Source organism: Synechococcus sp. PCC 6716 (genome assembly GCF_022570815.1).
GTDB lineage: Bacteria > Cyanobacteriota > Cyanobacteriia > Thermosynechococcales > Thermosynechococcaceae > Thermosynechococcus > Thermosynechococcus lividus.
Map to the genome: position 1 here is coordinate 54,237 of NZ_JAKLTU010000004.1, position 18,818 is coordinate 73,054.

The 18,818-nt window shown below is 53.4% G+C and carries 14 protein-coding genes and 1 pseudogene; 9 read left to right on the forward strand and 6 right to left on the reverse strand.

Annotated elements, in window-relative coordinates; all coding sequences use genetic code 11:
• Window positions 1-59: 59 nt before the first annotated feature.
• Complete coding sequence (locus tag L5220_RS04430; protein WP_499571894.1) at window positions 60-674, reverse strand: helix-turn-helix transcriptional regulator; 615 nt, start codon at window positions 672-674, stop codon at window positions 60-62.
• Window positions 675-824: 150 nt separating this feature from the next.
• On the opposite strand from L5220_RS04430, the gene L5220_RS04435 reads away from it, so the two are divergent.
• Window positions 825-1,100 (forward strand): hypothetical protein, encoded by a 276-nt coding sequence (locus tag L5220_RS04435; RefSeq protein ID WP_499571896.1) that lies wholly within the window; start codon window positions 825-827, stop codon window positions 1,098-1,100.
• 87 nt (window positions 1,101-1,187) lie between these two features.
• On the opposite strand, the gene acnB is transcribed toward L5220_RS04435, so the two are convergent.
• Window positions 1,188-3,794 (reverse strand): bifunctional aconitate hydratase 2/2-methylisocitrate dehydratase, encoded by a 2,607-nt coding sequence (acnB, locus tag L5220_RS04440; protein WP_499571898.1) that lies wholly within the window; start codon window positions 3,792-3,794, stop codon window positions 1,188-1,190.
• A 249-nt stretch (window positions 3,795-4,043) separates the two neighbouring features.
• On the opposite strand from acnB, the gene L5220_RS04445 reads away from it, so the two are divergent.
• The 6 genes from L5220_RS04445 to L5220_RS04470 all read left to right on the forward strand — a co-directional run bounded on the left by L5220_RS04445 (window position 4,044) and on the right by L5220_RS04470 (window position 11,052).
• Window positions 4,044-4,535 carry a hypothetical protein gene (locus L5220_RS04445; protein WP_448527309.1) on the forward strand — a complete coding sequence of 164 codons (492 nt, stop codon included), beginning with the start codon at window positions 4,044-4,046 and terminating at the stop codon, window positions 4,533-4,535.
• 234 nt (window positions 4,536-4,769) lie between these two features.
• A complete protein-coding gene (locus tag L5220_RS04450; protein ID WP_499571902.1) occupies window positions 4,770-5,435 on the forward strand; it encodes a type II toxin-antitoxin system HicA family toxin in 666 nt (221 codons plus the stop codon).
• A 4-nt stretch (window positions 5,436-5,439) separates the two neighbouring features.
• On the forward strand, window positions 5,440-5,784 hold the full coding sequence (locus L5220_RS04455) for a hypothetical protein (protein WP_448514146.1): 345 nt from the start codon (window positions 5,440-5,442) through the stop codon (window positions 5,782-5,784).
• Between the two features lie 277 nt (window positions 5,785-6,061).
• A complete protein-coding gene (locus tag L5220_RS04460) occupies window positions 6,062-7,264 on the forward strand; it encodes a sigma-70 family RNA polymerase sigma factor (protein WP_499571905.1) in 1,203 nt (400 codons plus the stop codon).
• Between the two features lie 15 nt (window positions 7,265-7,279).
• Entirely contained in the window at window positions 7,280-8,656 is a 1,377-nt protein-coding gene (locus L5220_RS04465; RefSeq protein WP_499571907.1) for a DUF1822 family protein, read from the forward strand.
• 38 nt (window positions 8,657-8,694) lie between these two features.
• Window positions 8,695-11,052, forward strand: a complete 2,358-nt coding sequence (locus L5220_RS04470; protein ID WP_499571909.1) for a CHAT domain-containing protein — start codon at window positions 8,695-8,697, stop codon at window positions 11,050-11,052.
• A 246-nt stretch (window positions 11,053-11,298) separates the two neighbouring features.
• Here the strand turns inward: L5220_RS04470 and ald are convergent, their stop codons facing one another.
• The 4 genes and pseudogenes from ald to L5220_RS04490 all read right to left on the reverse strand — a co-directional run.
• Window positions 11,299-12,390, reverse strand: a complete 1,092-nt coding sequence (ald, locus tag L5220_RS04475; RefSeq protein WP_499571913.1) for an alanine dehydrogenase — start codon at window positions 12,388-12,390, stop codon at window positions 11,299-11,301.
• Between the two features lie 4 nt (window positions 12,391-12,394).
• Window positions 12,395-13,255 carry a prephenate dehydratase gene (pheA, locus tag L5220_RS04480; protein WP_448527303.1) on the reverse strand — a complete coding sequence of 287 codons (861 nt, stop codon included), beginning with the start codon at window positions 13,253-13,255 and terminating at the stop codon, window positions 12,395-12,397.
• On the reverse strand, window positions 13,252-16,233 hold the full coding sequence (locus L5220_RS04485; protein ID WP_499571916.1) for an ABC transporter ATP-binding protein/permease: 2,982 nt from the start codon (window positions 16,231-16,233) through the stop codon (window positions 13,252-13,254). The genes pheA and L5220_RS04485 overlap by 4 nt, the downstream gene beginning before the upstream one ends.
• Window positions 16,234-16,456: 223 nt before the next feature.
• Window positions 16,457-16,573, reverse strand: a pseudogene (locus tag L5220_RS04490) (IS200/IS605 family transposase); the annotation flags it as partial.
• A gap of 231 nt (window positions 16,574-16,804) precedes the next feature.
• Here L5220_RS04490 and L5220_RS04495 point away from each other — a divergent pair.
• Together L5220_RS04495 and L5220_RS04500 are read left to right on the forward strand one after the other, a co-directional pair.
• The gene (locus tag L5220_RS04495) at window positions 16,805-17,062 is read left to right on the forward strand and encodes an IS630 transposase-related protein (protein ID WP_448514152.1); all 258 of its coding nucleotides are present in this window, start codon (window positions 16,805-16,807) and stop codon (window positions 17,060-17,062) included.
• Window positions 17,049-18,788 (forward strand): Rqc2 family fibronectin-binding protein, encoded by a 1,740-nt coding sequence (locus L5220_RS04500; protein ID WP_499571919.1) that lies wholly within the window; start codon window positions 17,049-17,051, stop codon window positions 18,786-18,788. The genes L5220_RS04495 and L5220_RS04500 overlap by 14 nt, the downstream gene beginning before the upstream one ends.
• Window positions 18,789-18,818: the final 30 nt, after the last annotated feature.

Sequence of the window (18,818 nt, forward strand, 5' to 3'; positions counted from 1 at the left end):
TGAGCCTCGCGGTCAAAGGTGGGGTCAACCTCAAACTGCTGATCCAGCAGCTGGATGGCCTAAATTCTGTCAACGCGGAACCAGCGCACCTCTTGCCGCTGATGGCACCAGCCCGTCAGGTAGGGATTACTGCGTGAAAAATGGAGGATGTAGGGATCGACCTCGCGCTCTGACACAGGTTTGCCGGGGGTAGCATAGCGCATCCACACCCGCCGCTTATGCTTGCATGCTTGTTCCAACGTCTGCCAAATAGTTGGGTCTAAGTAAACCTCTGCACCTGAGCGAACCATCACCGAATCATCGACAATATTTTGTAAATCTATCCAAGTTTTTTCAGGTAAACGTTGAGCAAGCTGACGAATCGCTGACTCAAGCTGATCTCGATACGCTGAACCACTATACGATGCCAGCATTCTGGCACCTAAGGTGAGGGCAAAGAACTCTCCTTGAGATAAGGGAATAAAGGGTAAACGCCAGTTTGGATCTGTGTAGTGAAATCCTTTTTTGGCAGTCCAACTGATGGGGGCATCAAAGCGATCGCGCATAAATGCGATGTCATTACGAATTGTGCGCTCTCCCATACCAACTTCAGTTGCCAAAATTCCTGTAGTACAGCGCTTGCCTGAGCGAATGAGTTCGTCAATTTTGAGCAGTTGCTCTAGTTGCCGAGACATAAGTTTTTGTAACTTTATAAACCTATAAAAACAATAGCAACCTTACCTGGCAAAATAGTTGCCGCCTCAAAAAAACACAATAAATTTATGGTTAAGTTTTTTTATCGAAGTGTAGGCAAACGGTAGCAGAGCAGGGGAGCATGTCACTTTTTGAGAGAAAAGGCGGGTCAAGGTGCCCATTCAAAAGCCTATGACTTTGTAGGTATTGCTGAATGTGGCTATGAATTGCCCTCATTCCCAACCCTTCTTGCTAAGGAGAAGGGAGCTAAGAGTCTTGTTCCCTCTCCTTTGGGTGAGGGCGGCAAAAGACTCAAACCCGAAAATCATACGTCTATTCAGCAATGCCGCTTTGTAAACTTCAACAATTTTCGGGAAAGGTTGTTAGCACGAGTGTTGAATTTGGTAAAGAAAGACAGAAAAAAGTAGCCAAGCTGCGATGATTTGGCTACAAGTAAAACAAACTATAGCGATTCTTGCGCCTGTTTTATTATCAACTGAGCAAGAGATACCTGACTACCCTCCAACGCTCGCCATGAGTTTCTCCTCTTCAGCTATGGAAATTAAGCGACCTTGGTTTTCGTAGTCAGGAATTTGATCAAAGTAGAGGTAGCGGTATATATCAGCAGCTAGCGGATCAATTTTACGGGTAACAATCTCTAAGTATTCCTCACGAGTGGGGATGCGCCCCAACAGTGCGCAGACTGCCGCCAGTTCTGCTGAGCCTAAATAGACCCTTGCCCCCTTGCCCATCCGGTTATTGAAATTGCGGGTTGAGGTAGAAAATACCGTCGTATTATCTGCAACCCGCGCTTGGTTCCCCATACACAGCGAGCAACCGGGCATTTCCATCCGTGCCCCTGCTGCTGCAAAAATACCATAGTAGCCTTCTTCCCGGAGTTGCTGCTCATCCATACGAGTGGGGGGCGCAATCCATAGGCGTACCTTGACTGCCCCTTCTCCTTCCAGCACCTTGGCAGCAGCGCGATAGTGGCCAATATTGGTCATGCAAGAGCCAATAAAGACTTCCTGAACAGGGTCACCCGCACACTCGGACAAGGTTTTAATATTGTCCGGGTCGTTCGGGGCAGCCACTAATGGCTCACGAATTTGATCAAGATACACCTCAATCACATCGGCATACTCTGCATCTGGATCCGCCGCGAGGAGGGTGGGGTTAGCTAACCACTCTTCCATCCGTTTCACCCGCCGCAAAATTGTCCGCGGATCGCTGTACCCCCGCGCCACCATGTTTTTCAAAAGCACAATATTCGAGCGCAAGTAGGTGGCCACAGTTTCTTCGCTGAGTTTAATGGTGCAACCCGCCGCCGATCGCTCCGCGGTGGCATCGGTGAGTTCAAAGGCCTGCTCCAGTTGCAAATCTGGCAAGCCCTCCATTTCCAAAATCCGCCCAGAAAAGACGTTTTTTTTGTTTTCCTTGGCAACAGTGAGCTTACCCTGCTGAATTGCTACGTAAGGAATGGCATTGACAATATCTCGCAAGGTTACCCCCGGTTGCAACTGCCCCTTAAAGCGCACTAGCACCGATTCGGGCATATCTAGGGGCATCACCCCCAAGGCTGCGGCAAAGGCCACCAAGCCAGACCCCGCAGGGAAGGAGATCCCCAAGGGAAAGCGCGTGTGGGAGTCACCTCCGGTGCCCACCGTATCCGGCAGGAGCATCCGGTTGAGCCACGAATGGATAATGCCATCTCCCGGACGTAGGGAGACACCGCCCCGCGAGTGGATAAAGTCCGGTAGTTCTTTGTGGGTTTTGATGTCCACCGGTTTAGGATAAGCAGCGGTGTGGCAGAAGCTTTGCATGACGAGATCGGCACCAAACCCCAGACAGGCTAGCTCTTTTAGCTCGTCGCGGGTCATGGGGCCTGTGGTATCCTGAGACCCCACTGTGGTTATCACCGGCTCGCAATAGGTGCCAGGGCGGACACCGGGTAGCCCACAGGCTTTGCCAACAATTTTTTGAGCCAAGGTGTAGCCCTTCGTACTCTCTATGGGGGCAGCAGGACGGGTAAAGAGGGGGCTGGGGTCGAGTCCGAGGGCTGCTCGCGCTTTATCAGTGAGGGTGCGGCCAATCAGCAGGGGAATGCGTCCCCCCGCCCGGACTTCATCGCGCAGGGTATCGGGCTTCAGGGAAAAGGTGCTGATCACGTCACCCGCTGCATTTGTGATTTCGCCCTTGTAGGGATAAATCGTAATCACATCTCCCATGGCCATAGCGGTGACATCGCACTCAATGGGCAAGGCACCAGAGTCTTCCATGGTGTTAAAGAAGATGGGGGCAATTTTGCCACCCAAACAAACTCCCCCAGTGCGCTTGTTAGGGACGTAGGGAATATCGCGGCCAATGTGCCAGATAACCGAGTTGGTGGCAGATTTACGCGAGGAGCCGGTACCGACCACATCTCCAACGTAGGCTAGGGGGTAGCCTTTTTGTTTGAGGTCAGCAATAATCTGCAATGCGCCCGGTAAGCGGTTTTCGAGCATGACGGTGGCGTGCAGGGGAATATCGGGACGGGTGGTAGCGTGGGGGGCAGGGGATAGATCATCGGTATTGGTTTCACCAGGTACCTTGAAGACGGTGACGGTAATGGCCTCTGGCAGTTCGGGACGGCGGGTAAACCAGTCGCCATTAGCCCATGATTCCATGACGTGACGGGCATGGGCATTGCCCTGCTGCATCAGGTCTTGAACATCATGGAAGGCATCATAGACCAAGAGGGTCTGACTGAGCGCCTGCGCGGCGGCGGCAGCTAATTCACTGTTTTCATGACCCAAGAGGGCAATTAACGACTGTACGTTATAGCCCCCCAGCATTGTGCCAAGGAGTTCAACGGCAGCAATGGGTGAAATTAAGGGACTGTGGAGTTCGCCGTTGGCGATCGCCGTTAGAAAGCCTGCCTTAATGTAAGCTGCTTCATCAACCCCGGGAGGAACGCGATCGCGCAGTAGATGGATAAGATAGTCTTCTTCTCCTTGAGGAGGCTGTTGTAGTAGATCACAGACCGCTGATACCTGTGCTGCCGTTAGGGGTAGCGGTGGAATTCCAAGGGCGGCACGTTCATCAGTATGCTGGCGGTATTGATTCAGTACAGTTGTGTCCACAGTCCTGTGACCTCGATAAACGGCAAGCAGATGCCTAGGAGTCTGCTCCTTAAGAGTTTAGATCTAGATTATAGATTTGGCGACTCGCTCCTATACATTATCCAGTGAGCCTAACCCAGTAAACTTATGAAAAAACAATCATTGATCAGTACTTTAACCATTGTGGTAGCAATCTGCCTGAGCCAGCCAGCTCGGGCAGACTCACCAATCACATCAACCCCTTTTCATGAAGCCTACGGGGATATAGAGATGATTGCTCTGGCGGCTCGCAGCGGACAACTGGATTTGGAAATGGCGGAATGGCTCTCTTCAGACGAGGTTCCCCTAGATCAAAAAGCGGCGCTGGTAAATGCGCTTTCTTGGGATATTGACGGCAAGGATAATGCTCAACGCTATCGGGGCTATTTGGCGCTCAAGTATGGCCGCGACACCCTTGATCTGCAACTGTTGAGTGCTGGGGAATTGATGGTGTTGGGCTACCTGAGTGTGATGGACAACTACCGTGAACCAGAGCGGGGGATCGCCTACCTCACTGCTGCCCAAGGGCGAGAACCCCGCAGTTACACGATGGCGATCGTGCGGGGTCTAATTTTGGCGCAGATGCAGTTTGGTGGCGATTGGTGTGCTCTTTGGACGAGTGTGGCGGAGGTAGAGTTAGATCGCTCTCTGGTCCGGGATCTACGACCCCAAGCCCGACACATTATTTTTGATTATATGCACTTGTACCGTCAGTACTGCTAAGCCTTGAGGGGACGCGGGGAACGCTGAGAGGAGGCGATAAACATTTTTTTTCATACGTGGCGATCGCGCTGTATAAGAGCCAAAACTGCCTAGGAAACCTGAATAAGGGACTCTAGTTGAGGACATTAGCATATGAGGGATGACCACCAACAGGACGCTCTCCTCACACAGTTAGCGGCTGTGAGGCTAAAGCGGGACACCGTTCAAGCTACTCTCAGAACCCACCCAAGAGTGATGTCTAAACAGGATATCATCCGTCAAGCACAGGAGTGGGGTTGGCAAGTTACCAACCGTGGCAAGGGTCGGCACCCCACAAAAGCAGTTCGCGGAAACCTAAAGATCAGCATTCCTGGCCATGGCGACAGTGACGAGTTACAGACAGGACTTGTTCATCAACTCCTCAAACAACTATCAGAACCGATTTTGACGGAACTAAACTGCAAGGAACACCAATATAGCCAACAGCTAATCGACCTGCTCTTGGCAGGGAATCCGTATAATGGTTCGTTTCAAGAGTTTAGGATCAAGCAAGAATTAGAGTTCTATCGTGAGCTCGCCCAAGCTCAACAAGACGAGATTCAACGCTTAGAAATGCAAATTCAAGAGTCAGAGGAAGCCGCCCTCGAACTGTGTAGCAACCTAGAGTACGATAACCAAACACTAGTCGCTAAAGTCAAAACCCTTGCCGAAGAACGAGTGCAGCTAGAGTGGTTTTTTGAGCAAGTTCTCTCTGCGCTCAAACAGATTCAATTTCATGTCGGTAAACTTGAGAGCATTGTTAACCTGATCCCTGGGTCAGTGTGGATCAAGCATCGACTACAACGGCAGATTGACCATATCAAGCGTATTTTTGACGCTAACAACTTAGCTGCTGCCCCTCTTCAATTGCCTCGGGAGTAAGGTTATGGGTCTGATTGAAAATCTTGAAACGGCTATCGGTGCTTCGCGCCGCAATTATGCTGAACTTCTTAGCCTCACCAGCGAACTCATTACTGAGCGGCAACAGCGGGGACAACACTCTTGGCGATCGCTCAGTTCCCAACCATGGACTGCTGCTAAATTGCAAAAAGCGTTTCCGTCATTTCAAGCTGCCCGGGCGTACTTTTATCAACGCTATGGCATAAAAGCTAAGGGGTGGCAGACATTGGCAGAGCGGGTGAATACGGTGGAGGCAGCACTGGTTCACTTAGGGTTGGCAATTCGCGAAACGCCAGAAGCAAGAGCGATCGCTCCGCTGTGCGATTCCTGATACGGTCTTTAGTACCCTAAAGGCTTGCCCTAAGCCTACTCAGGCTGATAGTAACGCTGTGCTCCCGCTCTGTCAGTCGTCTAGTTTAGTAACGCAGATTTCTTAGGTTCTGAACATTTCTGGGGCAGAGACCTGCATAGGCTGAGGCATATTTCTTGGATAAGCATGTAGCAGGACTAGAGGGATAAGGTATGCGTCTCAGCTAAAAAGCTTGAATAGCAGACTGTTTAGCTCCGCCAATTGTTGACTCCTGAGTGAGAACGGAAGAGAGCAACCAATGACTTTACTACGTTCCGATAATGAACAATTGTTTACGTTTATTGCCCTGCAAGATGGCGATCGCCCCAAGTGGCATCGCGATAAGCAGACGGCACGCTACTTGCAACAACAGGGACACTGCTTAGACGCTCCCTATCAAACAGCCCTTCAGCTGTTGAATCGGTTGCAAACAGACCCGCACCATCCTGAAGCCTGCTATTGGGTGAGGGTGCTGTACTGCTACTTACAGGAGTGTGTGTGGCAGGTGTCGCAGCGATTAGCTGACCATCGACATGGCTATGGCTACAGCCGCGAGGATTATTTCCAAACAGGGTGTTCTCTCCTGTGGCAAGCCCCCCTCACGGTGCTACAGGGATTCGACCCCACAAAAGGGCACCTTCTCAGCTTTGTTTCTCGGCGTCTGTATGACCGGGTGTATGAGGTTTACTATGGTGCGCGTCAGTCGGATTGGGGGCTGTTGCGCAGGGCAAGCACTAGGCGGCTGAGGCAGGCGTTAACCCTCAGTGGTTACCCCGATCGCCACCGCTGCCTCATTGTTTTTCTTGTGGTCTGCTGGCAGCAGTTGACCACTGGCTCAGTAGCTCCAGATTCCCAGACCTTGGCACAGATCAGTCGCACCTACACCCAGTCTCAGCCCCAATCCCCCCCTCTAGGGGAGCGCGATATTGAGGGGTACCTCCAGCAGGCCATTCAAGCCCTGCGCCATTATCACACTCCTCTTGGTCACCGCATCAGCCTAGGAGAAGAGGGGGTGGAGGACATTGCCACTGCCAGCCCCACCCCTTGGGAGGCGTTGCTCAACCAAGAACAGCAGGAGTTGTTGCTTAAAATTACAACAACCCTTGCAGCAGCCTTAGCTGCCCTTGACGACACCAAGCGCCGCATTGTTTGTCTGTACTATTGCGAGCAAGTCAGCCAAGGGGAGATTGCCAGACAGCTTGGGCTACCGGGTCAACATACGGTATCTCGGTTGCTTGAGAGGACGCGAAGCTCCCTCGCAAAAGACTTACTCACAGCGTTTGGGCAGCCATCCCCGAGCAGCGCCTCCCTCAGGGAAGTGGGCATCCTGATTAATGGATGGTTGCAGGGATGCTATAGAACTCCTTTGCTGGTTGCTCCCTGTCAATCTTGCTGTAGGGTTGAGCAAGGGGGACACCAGTTTGTTGCTTCAACGTATGCCTACCCGTTACGTAGGACTTGAGTATTCATTTAGGTAATGACCATGATACTGCGCTCTGCTTCATTTCCCTTTTTGCCAGAGGTACCTCTGATAGAACACATCGACATAGGTGCCCTAGCTGCCAGCGATCGCCAGTGGATTAACCGCATCAAGAACGCAGCACGAGCACACTGTCGCGGTCGGGTTTACCTCAATGCACTCGCCTACGTGGCCGTCAGAAACTGGTTTCGCACCATGGGGATTGAGGCACAGCCCAAGGTACCCGTTGATGAAATTGAATTGCCCTGCTTTTGGGAATTTGTTAATGGTAGCGCCCTAGACACCCCCATGGGGCGAGTGGTGATTCTGCCCGATGACATCACTGATCTAGAGGAATGGGTCGTTCCTCGGGAGTGGCTCGATATTCCGGCATGGCGACCCGATTACTTTATTGGCGTGCAGGTGCTGACCGATCAAGAGCTAAGCAAGATTAACCTCTGGGGCTATGCCTACGCCAGTGAGGTGGCCAAAGATACTTACGATCCACTGCTGCGCACCTACCGTATTGATCGCCAGCAAATGGTTGAAGATGTGGCTCTACTGCTATCCCTGCCGGCGCAAGAACCACGACCTCTTTCCTTGCCAGACCCCGAACTTGTCTCGGCAGATCTCATCCACGCGATCGCCAGCGGTGAGATCGTCTTACCGCGCTTCGTCCTCTCCCTTGACCAGTGGGCACAGCTATTGAGCCAGCCACAACACCGTTTAAGCCTTTTCTTGGCATGTCATCCGCAGCGGTTGGGGTTGTGGTTGCGGGCGCGAGAATACCTAATCCGCGATTGCCTGCAAGCCACTTGGCAGGAATTGACAGACATATTGCCCCCCAGCCTTGATCGTCGATTGGGGCATGTGCGCGCGGCTGAATTGCCCAGCATTGACCCCGACTCTCGCGAGGCGATCGCCGCCCAACAACAGTTACGACAGATTAAAACCAACCTCAACGATCCTGCAAGCAAAGCCGCACTGAAATCATTGATCATGCATCCCCCGAGCGAAGATATCCGCTGGCAAGCCGCAGAATTACTCCATGATCACACTGACCCCGACCCGACCGCTGGCTCGTGGAAAGTGCGCAAAGTTGATCTTGGCATTGCCCTAGATGGCACCACCCTTGCCCTGACCATGGCGGTTTTACCACGGGATGCCACCTCAGCACACTTATTTGTGCGGGTCACCCCCCTCAGTGCCGATGCGTTTCTTCCTGCGGGGTTAAGTTTAGAAATTATGACCGAAACGGGCGATCGCTTTGCCCGCTTAACCAGCCGTGCCGAAGATCAAGTCGTGCAGTACAAATTCTGGGGAGACATCGGCGAAGCCTTTGGCATCATCCTTGAGTATGGCGGTGCTAGAATCACAGAGAGTTTTGTTGTTTAACAATTCTCCTCCTGTTCTCAAGCATCTCCCCGATTGCTATGATGCAGCACGTCTGTATAGAACTCGACACTCCACCGCTAGCTGACCAAAGCTTTGAAGGACGATTACTCTTGGGTTTAGAAGGCCAACTGGATGCCCAAGGCGTGTTTCCAGTAGTCTTCCAGCCCCTCCAGTTAGTGAAGACAGCCTACGAGGAATGGGTGGGTGCCTATAGGGAGTGTGCCAAAGCCACCCGCTTGGGTGCAGTGGGGAACCAAATTACCAATATTTCTAGTCCGTTACCCCACTTGCTGCAAGACGTAAGAGCAAAATACCACATCTTTGTCGAGCGTCTGCAACGCTGGCTCAACGAGACCCGCGTCAATGATCTATCAAGTCATGGGGATGTCAGTTCATCGTGCTTTGGCTTGGCTAATTATCTGTTTAATCCCTTTGGCGAATCCCGGCACCTGTTCGTCCAAACCCCCACCCTTGAGCTATGGCGGTATCCGTGGCATGAGTGGTTTCGCATTCGCAATCATCTGGAGCTTGAAGTGGTGTTCATGCCGCGCTTTTATCGACCCTTGCAAAACCCCCATCACAAGTATCCAAGAGTTCGCATCCTAGCCATTTTTGGCAAAGAGCATGGTCTGAACCTCAGCGGTGATTTCTCAGCCCTTCGGGCGCTGCCAAATGTAGAGCTTCACTCCTTAGTGACTCCCAGCCTAGGAGACCTCGTCCACCTGTGGCAGGAACCATGGGACATTCTGTTCTACGCGGGGCATAGCGGGAATGGCGCTATTGATGTGGACTCTCGCCTAGAGATTCAACAGATCCGCGACACCCTTCAGTATGCTGCCCAGCAGGGATTACAGCTTGGTATTTTTAACTCCTGTGAAAGTATTGATATTGCCCAACAACTCGTGCAACTGGGGGTTCCCCACGTCATTGGGATGCGGGAAGTGATTCCCGATCTTGTTGCGCAGCGATTTTTACAGTATTTTCTCAGCAATTTTCAAAGGGGTGCCGATCTCTATACGGCAGTGGCACAGGCGCGATCGCAACTGCGGGAACTCGTGCACATCGAGGAACACTTACCCGGAACAGCGTCATTGCCCCTCATTTGTCGCCATCCCCAAGCTCGCCCCCTGACGTGGGCACACCTCCAACAGGGCAGCCGTACCACTATTGCTATCTCCCCCGATAGCTCATCGTCCCTGCACCAGCTCCCAGATCTCCTATTTTGGTGCCGCTTACAGCTCGATCTTGCTCAGCAAGAGTTTGCATGGCTAGAAACCAGTTATTTCAACTACCAAACAGCCCAGTCCCTGCAATATCAGCAGTCCCTGCAAAATGTTGTTCACTGGGCCTGTGGTGTGCTGCGTACCTTTGGCTCGTTTGAAACGTCCCCGCAGTTACGGTTTTTCTTTGCCGCCTTGCAACTCGATGCAGAGGCCACCCTAGAGCAGGTGGCGGCTCAGCGGGCTATCCCCTACCTCCAACACCTAGCTACTAAAGAGCACGGGCTACATCGCACCCAAGCAGCCATCTTGATCATGCAGCAACAACCAAACGACGCTCATCTTCAGCAGGCATTGCAAACGTTTGAACAGGGGTTATTGCAAAAAACGCCAGACATCGAGCTAAGACAGGGGTTAGTGGAACAGCTACAACAGTTCTTGGTTCAAGTGCCGCCGCCACTGGTGCAAACTGCTTGGAACAGTACCCAAGGGCGTACTTTAGCAAAACTCCTCTGCCAACTGGCAAACAACACTCAAGAGCCAAACGGCCTGCGCCTTGCTGCTGCAACAACTATGGGCTTGGCGGGAGATTCCTTGGCGCAGCAAGCAACCGAGATAGCACTGACCATACTACGGCACTCGTCCTCCCTTGAAGATGTGATTGCCGCTAGCCGTTGCCTCCAGCGCCTCAATGCCCATCTAGCAGAGGTGGAGTCGCGCCTCCTGCGCTTCCTTGACTGGGCAACGGTACACTCTCATCAGGTTGCTCTGTGCCGGGCACTTGGTGTGGTGCACCCCGGTCACACCAGAGCCATTCAAACCCTAGAGACGCTGATTCGGCAGCAGATCTACGATACGGATACCTTACTGATGGCAGTGGCCGCCTTACAGCGGATTGCTCCTGAGCATTCCTTACCCCACGAAACCCTTTCAACTTTCGTAACCAGGGCGACGGCCATCAAGGATGCAGTCGATTTTTATCAGGGACTTAGCCTCATGAAGGCGCTCAAGTATCCCATTGCGCCCTATCTCAGTGCGGCAGTGGTGCGCTGGATGCGGGAGGAAATTCATGCGATGGAAGCTCGTCAAGAACCTTACCTCCACGCTCCCTATACGGTTCTCTGGTACTGTATCCAACATTTATTGTTTGGGGAAATTGCAAAAGAATTGCAATAATTTAGTGCCAGCACTTATCCCTTCCCTTGGCGGGTATGCTTAGAATTCAAAGAAAAARGGGTCGTCTCAACGACTGACCCCGCCTGCCGATTCCTCAGAGAGGAGAACACTGATATTCAATCTAAGATAGATGAGAAAAAATGTCAATAATTTTCAATAGAAGATTCTAATTGCCTTGGCCATGGTGGTCAACACTCTGCGCTGGCTTCCTGAAAGCCTATCGAGCAAGGGTCTCCCGGGAGTACGTTAAAGGTCAGGAAACACCTGCCGAACATCGGGATGCACTAACCGATGGTGCTGAATGGCTAGCCCCTTGGCTAAGGCAGGAGACAGGTCAAGGGCGCGATCGCCATGATCAGCCAAGCGGAGAATGTAGGGCAGCGTGCTGTTCATCAGTGCTTGGGTGGCTGTCCACGGCACGGCACCGGGCATATTGGGCACCCCGTAGTGGACAACCCCGAAGGCGGTGTAGGTGGGGTCAGAGTGGGTGGTGGGGCGCAGGGTTTCTACGCACCCCCCTTGATCCACCGCCACATCCACAATCACGGCTCCCGGGCGCATGGTCTGTACGAGCGCCTTTGGCACTAAACAGGGCGGACGTTGACCGGGCACCAGCACCGCACCAATCACTAGATCTGCGTGGGGCAGTAAGGCCGCAATTTGATGAGAGGTGCTATAGAGGTACTCCAGCCGTGCGCCAAAGAGGGTTTCAAGATACTTGAGCCGCTCTAGGTTAATATCCAGAATGCTCACCTGCGCCCCCAGCCCGATCGCCATCCGAGCCGCTTCGGTACCAACAATGCCACCCCCTAAAATCACCACCCGTCCAGGGGAGACACCGGGAATGCCGCTGAGTAAGACTCCTCGCCCGCCCTGGGGACGCTCTAGGAACCGTGCCCCAAACTGTACCGCCAAGCGCCCAGCAATCATACTCATGGGGGTGAGTAGCGGAAAACTGCGTTGATGGTGATAATTTTCTTCAACGCTTTCGTAGGCAATGGCGGTGACCCCCGATTGCACCAGTGCCACGGTCAATTCGCGACTGGCGGCTAAATGTAGATAGGTAAACAGGTATTGGCCAGATCTCAGGTAGCGGTACTCAGAGGGCAGGGGTTCCTTGACCTTGACGACTAGCTCTGCATCCCATGCTTGTTGAGCGGTCTCCACCACCGTTGCCCCAGCGGCTTGGTAGCTCTCATCGCTAAACCCAGACCCCACCCCAGCACCCGTTTCAATACGAACCTCATGTCCGCGCTCTCGTAGGGCTTGCACCCCCGCCGGCGTGAGACCAACACGAAATTCTTGGTCTTTGCGTTCTTTAGGGACACCAATCTGCATGAAATCAGGACACTCCTAGCGGTAAAAATTGGTAACTGCCAAAAATTTTAAGTACATCAGTAACCGCAGTAAGGGCTTCTAGGCACTCAGCGACGATGGCAGGTTGGCCATTGACTTCAAGATCCACAAAAAACAGGTAGTCTCCGAGGGCGCGCTTACTGGGGCGAGATTCAATGCGGCTGAGGTTAATCTGGCGATCGCTAAAAAGTTGCAGAACCTTGAGCAGTGCCCCCGGTTGGTTGGCCTTGAGGCTAAAGGCAATGGAGGTGTGGGTGCTGCTGGTGGTCGGCCAGCCATTGCCCTGTTGACGGCTAACCACCCAAAAGCGGGTGCAGTTGTCCGCTAGGTCTTGAATGTTGGTAGCCACAATGGGCAGTTGATGCAATTGGGCCGCCCGAACCGAGGCGATCGCCCCCACGGTAGCCGATTGCGCCACGTACTGCAAGCCATCGGCGGTAGAGGCGACCGGACACTGCTGGGCATGGGGCAGCATGTGTTGCAGCCAGCGCTGACATTGGCCTAGGGCTTGGGGGTGGGAATAGACAGTACGAATCTCCTCAAGCCGAGGGGTCTGCGCCACAAAGGCATGGAGAATGGGCAGGTCAAAGGCGTACTGGATGTGCAGTTTATCTAAGCGCCAGAGGGAATCTAGCGTACTATTGACACTCCCCTCAACGGAGTTTTCACTGGGCACCAGCGCCAGATCCAACTGGGCGATCGCCAGCGCCTCTAGGCAGCCAGCAATGGTCGAGAAGGGTACCAAGTCTATGGGCTCACCCTGCTGCCACTGGGCATAGCGCTGAGCCGCTTCTTCACTGTAGGTACCCACTGGGCCTAAATAGCCGAGTCGTTGCCGTTGCGTCACAGAATATCCTTGCGTTTTTGAAACCACCCCACCAACCCCAGCATTACGGCAATAATACCGCCTAGGCGCAGGTTATTGACGAGAACATTGGCCGTAAACGTCTGCCTCTGTAAGCTCCAAAAGCGATCAATCAGGGCTTCACCACTGGCGATCGCCCGCCCCCGATTTTCTTTCCACTCAGCAAACTGATCTTGCCAGCGATCCATAGCCGCCTGATAGTCCTTCACTTTCTGGTTGTAGGCTTCAACCCGATCCCGATAGGCTTGGTCAAAATCAACGATCGAGTTGGGTAACCCTGGCGCATCGCCCGGCTCGGGGGGCTGGGGTGGTTCCGGCTCATCAACGGCAGGGTGGTACTCTTTGCGCACCCCCGGAAAATTACAGCGACTAAAGAGATTGTCATCAAAGCAAGGGCAGGTTTCTAAGACAGCAGCACTCAGTTTCTCCCGTTGCGCCTTAGGTTCCTGCCAACAGTGATCAGCGGCTACATCCCGGCCAAACCCCATGAGGGAGACCACATTGGCATAGCTCCAGCGGGTCAGGGTGACATCGCTGAGAAAATTGCCCACCACCCCCAAATCCTTCAGGGGAATAATGGCGCCCGCAAAGGTAATCTGGGGCACTAAAAACAAAATAGTGAGTAAAGGAGCCACCGTTTGCGTTGGCGAGAGGGCAGAGACTAACAAGCCCATCACCATCCCGCCAAAGGTGGAGAGGAATAACGTCAGGTATAGGCCAGCGATCGCCCCCCAACCCAGGCTCATGCGCACTGCCATGAACTTGAGCCCCARAAAAACCGCCGCTTGGTAAAGGGCTAACACAACAGCCGGTGCAAGTTTAGAAAGGATATAGGGCCACAGCCCTAGCCCCACCATCCGCTCGCGGCGATAGATTTCCACTTCTTTGACAATCTCGCGCATCGTTGCCAAGCTGCCCACCATTACGGCAATCAGGACAGTGACAAACGCCATCGTAAAGGCTTGCCCGGCATCCCCCTGCTCTGGATCCAAGATGGTGGGTTTCCAGAGGACAAAATCCAAGGCACCCAGCAGAGGGGCTAAGGATAGCATTAGAATCAGCGCCGCCTTATCCTGGCGCACAATGGCTAAGTTGCGCTGGGTCAGAATCCACCACTGTCGCCATGGTGCCACCTGAGGAACCGTGGGTGCTTGCCGCTGTTGCTGGATCTGCCGCGTTGCAGCGGTATCGATGTTGAGGGGACGTTGGCGATCGGCCACATAGGTTTGATAGAGGTGGGACTGACGATACCGTTGCTGCCACAGTTCGGGGTTGGGTTCGCTGTCAATTTTTAGATAAATTTCGTCAAAGTCTTGCACATCAAAGTAACTAAGCGCCTGATCCGGTGGGCCAAAGTAGGCAAGGTGTCCGCCCCGCGCCAAAAACACCACCAAATCGCAGAGCATCACATTCTTGGTAGCATGGGTAATCAGTAAAATCGTCCGCCCTTGGTCAGCCAGTTGCCGCAGTAGGCGCATCATTTGAGTTTCTGTTCCCGGATCGAGGCCGGAGGTGGCCTCATCAAGGAAAAAGAGGCTGGGGCGGGTGAGTAATTCAACCCCAATGGAAACCCGCTTGCGCTGTCCCCCACTCAACTGTTTGACGAGCACGTGTCGGCGGGCGGTCAACTCCAATTCTGAGAGCACTCGACGCACCTGCTCTTGGCGCTCTTTTTCTGTAAAGTCCGCTGGTAGTCGCAGACGTGCCGCATAGTCCAAGGCTTGGGTCACCGTCAGTTCGGAATGAATAATGTCATCTTGAGGGACATAGCCAATTTGGGTGCGATAGGTGCCAAAGTAACGGTACAGGTCATTGCCATTCACCAGTACGGTGCCGCCAGTAGCCGGGCGAAAGCCATTGAGGGCATCCAGAAGGGTGGATTTGCCTGCCCCACTACCGCCGACAATTGCCACAAACTCCCGGGGCAAAATCGACAGGGAAATATCCTGCAACAGCTTTGCTCCCTTGGGGGTGGTTTTACTAAGGTGAATGGCATCGAGGCGGAGGTTGCCACTGTCGTTGTGGGGAACAATGGTTTCATCCGGCGTAAACACCGAACTATAGGGGCCAATGCGAATCAGTGCGCCGGTGGGCAAGGGGTAGGGTTTGCGGGGGTCAAGGCGGCGATTGTTAACGTAGGTGCCATTGGCCGACTCTAAATCCATAATGTGCCACTGGCCATCCTCTAGGTAGAGGCGGGCATGGAACCGCGAGACCACCSGATGATCTAAAACCATATCGTTGGCAGGATCTCGACCAATACGAATGGTCTGGCGATCGCGCAGTTGCAGGGGGCGCGTATGCTCAACCACTTGGGTGGCAGGCATGAGCAAATAGGTCAGCCGCAGAGATTCACCGATGTGGAGCACATCCCCCGGACTCAGAAGGTGCTCGCTCACCGTGGCACCGCGCCAGTGCAGGCCGTTTTTACTCCCTAGATCAGTGATTTTGTAGTGCTCGCCGCTGCGCACGAGCTTGGCATGGTGAAAGGAAACAAAATGATAGTCAATGGCAATATCCGCTTGTGGATCCCGCCCTAAAATCAGTTCGTCTTTGAGGAGGGGAAACTCTTGCAGCCACTGGGGGGTTGCCACTTGCAAAATTGGCGTGCTGGGTGCCCCCATCACCACCGTGCCCGGTAGCGCGGTGGTGGCCACGGCCGCCGGGGAAAAGATGATCTGGAAGTTGCCAATTTGGATGCGATCGCCCTCCTTGAGTACCACCGGCGTGCGGGGACGCAGCTTTACCCCATTGACAACGGTGCCGCTGACACTGCCCAAGTCGGCAATAGTGTATCCCCCGTCGCTGGGGAGAATAGCTGCATGGTGGCGGGAGATCCCTTCCCCCACAAGGATGACGTGGTTTTGGGGATCGGTGCCGATAACGAGGCGATCGCTCCCCAGTTGAATCTGTTGCGTCGTACCATCAGCGGCCTGAAGTTCAAGGATTGGCGAAGCCATAAAAAGCCATATAGGTGATGTTGTTGAGAATTTCCTATATTTTGGCACCGTGTTGGCCAACTCACAGGGGAGCACCTCACTATCGAGCGGCGCTGTTTTAGCCACCTAAGCGGGACGCCCCGCGCTCTACCTGTAGCTCACGTCCCAAAGGGTCAGGTGAGCATCGGGATGAAAGCGCGTTCATCAAGGGGTTCGATGCCCCGCAGATGAACCAACTCCTATGGTACGAGTCAGGTGCAGTCTGGCTCTCACTATATCGCTTCAGTACGGAAACCGTTACGCCACCACAAGAAGCCACAAAGTGCGACTCATGCCAGAGTACATCTTGGTTCTTCCGAAACGGTGGTGAAAATTGTGTAATAAGATACTTTTACAGCGGTTTGCATCACTAACTGGTACAGCAGCAGTGAGCAAAGTAGTTCTTCAACATCTCAGAATATTGTTTCTGTAAGAATTGTCCCATATCGTTGCGGAAACTACTGTAAGGTGGGTACTACCCCCTCGTAACCCACTAAAGGCTATTAAGCTAATATAGGAAATGCAGTGCTTACAGATTAAGGTAGAGCAGCCCATGCCAAGGCATTCATTAGATTTACGGCTCAGGGTTGTGGCAGCTTCTCAAGCAGGTGGAACATCCATCCACCAGGTAACAAGTTGGTTCAAGAGGGGTCAGAGAACCACTTATCAATGGGTTCAACGGGATTTAACAAGGAAGCCGTTTATCTATCCCGTAGCGATGATGAGCGGTAGTTCGCCCCTAAAGAACGTCGGAACTCAACGAAAAGCGGCAGCATTGGTATTTTGGAGTGTTGGCTGTGCAACCTGTTGATCTCACTACCCTGCGTGCCATCTGTACTAGTTTACAGGGCACGTTACCCGCACGACTAGAAACGGTTTATCAGCGCGATCGCCACACCCTTGCCCTTGCTCTGCGCACTCTCAAGCAGCAGTACTGGTTAACACTGAGTTGGCATCCCCAAGCAGCGCGGATTTGCTTTGAACCGCCACCCCCTCGCCAACCCGATACCTTCACCTTTAGTCAGCAGCTGCACCATCAACTCAGCCGCTTGGCCTTAGTGAAGATTGACTTGCTCCATGACTGGGAGCGGGTTGTGGATTTGCAGTTTGCCCAACGCCCCCAAGACCCGATTCAGTGGCACCTTTATGTGGAAATCATGGGCAAGTACAGCAATGTGATTCTGGTCAACACTGCTGGGGAGATTATTACGGCGGCGCATCAAGTCAGCGCTCACCAATCTCGTCTTCGCCCCATTCTCACCGGTGCCCCCTACGTCCCGCCGCCGCCGCTGACAGCCGCTATCCCCACGGTTGAGGATTCCTTTGAGCACTGGCAAAGCCAAGTTAGTCTCATTCCGGGAGCGGTACGGCAACAACTCCTAAAGGCCTACCGCGGCCTCAGTCCTGCCCTTGTTCAACATCTACTTGAGGATGCGGGCATACACCATACCCTACACACCCATGAGTTAACCGCTCAACAGTGGCATCATCTCTTTGAGCACTGGCAGCATTGGCTAGAGTGTTTGCAGCAGCAGCGCTTTGTGCCTCAGGTAACCCCTCGGGGCTATCGGGTCACCCCTGCCCTCAACCAGACGGTGGCTCATGCCGTGCCACTCCATGAGCTGTTAGCCACCTACTATGGTCAAGCCCTTGCCCAGCAAGAGACCCAACAGTTACAGCAGCAACTGCGCCAGACTGTGCAGCAGCATCGTCAAAAAGTATTAGCCAAGGTTCAGGAGTTTCAGCGTCGTTTAGCCGAGGCTACCGAGGGCGATCGCCACCGCTATGTAGCCGATCTCCTCATCGCCTATGGTTACCTATGGCAGCCTGGAATGCAGTCGCTCACCGTCACCGACTTTGAGACCAATACCCCCATCACCATCCCCCTATCTCCTGAAAAAACTGCCATCCAAACTGCCCAAGACTTGTACAAACAGCACCAAAAACTCAAACGTGCCCAGCAACACCTCACCCCCCTGTTAGCCGCAGCACAGGCCGAACTCGCCTACCTTGATCAAGTCCAGACCACCTTGGATGCCGCCCACACTCTTGATCTGCTAGACGAAATTCGCGATGAACTTATTCAGCAGGGTTATCTCAAATGCCCCACCTACTACCGTCCACCCCAAACCCCTAGCCCGTACCTGCGCTACACTACCCCCAGCGGCTATACCGTTTTTGTGGGGCGCAATAATCGCCAGAACGATGACTTGACGTTACGGGTGGCCAGTCCCTATGACTGGTGGTTTCACAGCCAAGAAATTCCGGGCAGCCATGTGATTCTGCGTCTTGAAGCTGGGGACTTACCTAGTGAAAAAGATATTCAGGCGGCAGCGGATATTGCTGCTTACCACAGCCAAGCGCGGGAAAGCGCCCAAGTTCCCGTGGTCTATACCCTGCGTAAACATGTGCAAAAACCGAAGGGCGCCAGCCCCGGAATGGTGATTTATGATCAGGCCACCGTTGTGTGGGGGGTGCCTCACCACTTGTCATCCTCCACTGTCGTGAAGGACAGGGATAGGGATATCCTAGGCTGACTGCATTAAGCAATCTCCTGACGGGTAAGG

Excerpts from the sequence above, each read along its gene's own strand:
- L5220_RS04430 (WP_499571894.1), bottom strand. The coding sequence starts at position 674 with ATGTCTCGGCAACTAGAGCAACTGCTCAAAATTGACGAACTCATTCGC.
- L5220_RS04445 (WP_448527309.1), top strand. The coding sequence starts at position 4,044 with ATGATTGCTCTGGCGGCTCGCAGCGGACAACTGGATTTGGAAATGGCG.
- L5220_RS04450 (WP_499571902.1), top strand. The coding sequence starts at position 4,770 with ATGTCTAAACAGGATATCATCCGTCAAGCACAGGAGTGGGGTTGGCAA.
- L5220_RS04455 (WP_448514146.1), top strand. The coding sequence starts at position 5,440 with ATGGGTCTGATTGAAAATCTTGAAACGGCTATCGGTGCTTCGCGCCGC.
- L5220_RS04460 (WP_499571905.1), top strand. The coding sequence starts at position 6,062 with ATGACTTTACTACGTTCCGATAATGAACAATTGTTTACGTTTATTGCC.
- L5220_RS04465 (WP_499571907.1), top strand. The coding sequence starts at position 7,280 with ATGACCATGATACTGCGCTCTGCTTCATTTCCCTTTTTGCCAGAGGTA.
- L5220_RS04470 (WP_499571909.1), top strand. The coding sequence starts at position 8,695 with ATGATGCAGCACGTCTGTATAGAACTCGACACTCCACCGCTAGCTGAC.
- ald (WP_499571913.1), bottom strand. The coding sequence starts at position 12,390 with ATGCAGATTGGTGTCCCTAAAGAACGCAAAGACCAAGAATTTCGTGTT.
- L5220_RS04495 (WP_448514152.1), top strand. The coding sequence starts at position 16,805 with ATGCCAAGGCATTCATTAGATTTACGGCTCAGGGTTGTGGCAGCTTCT.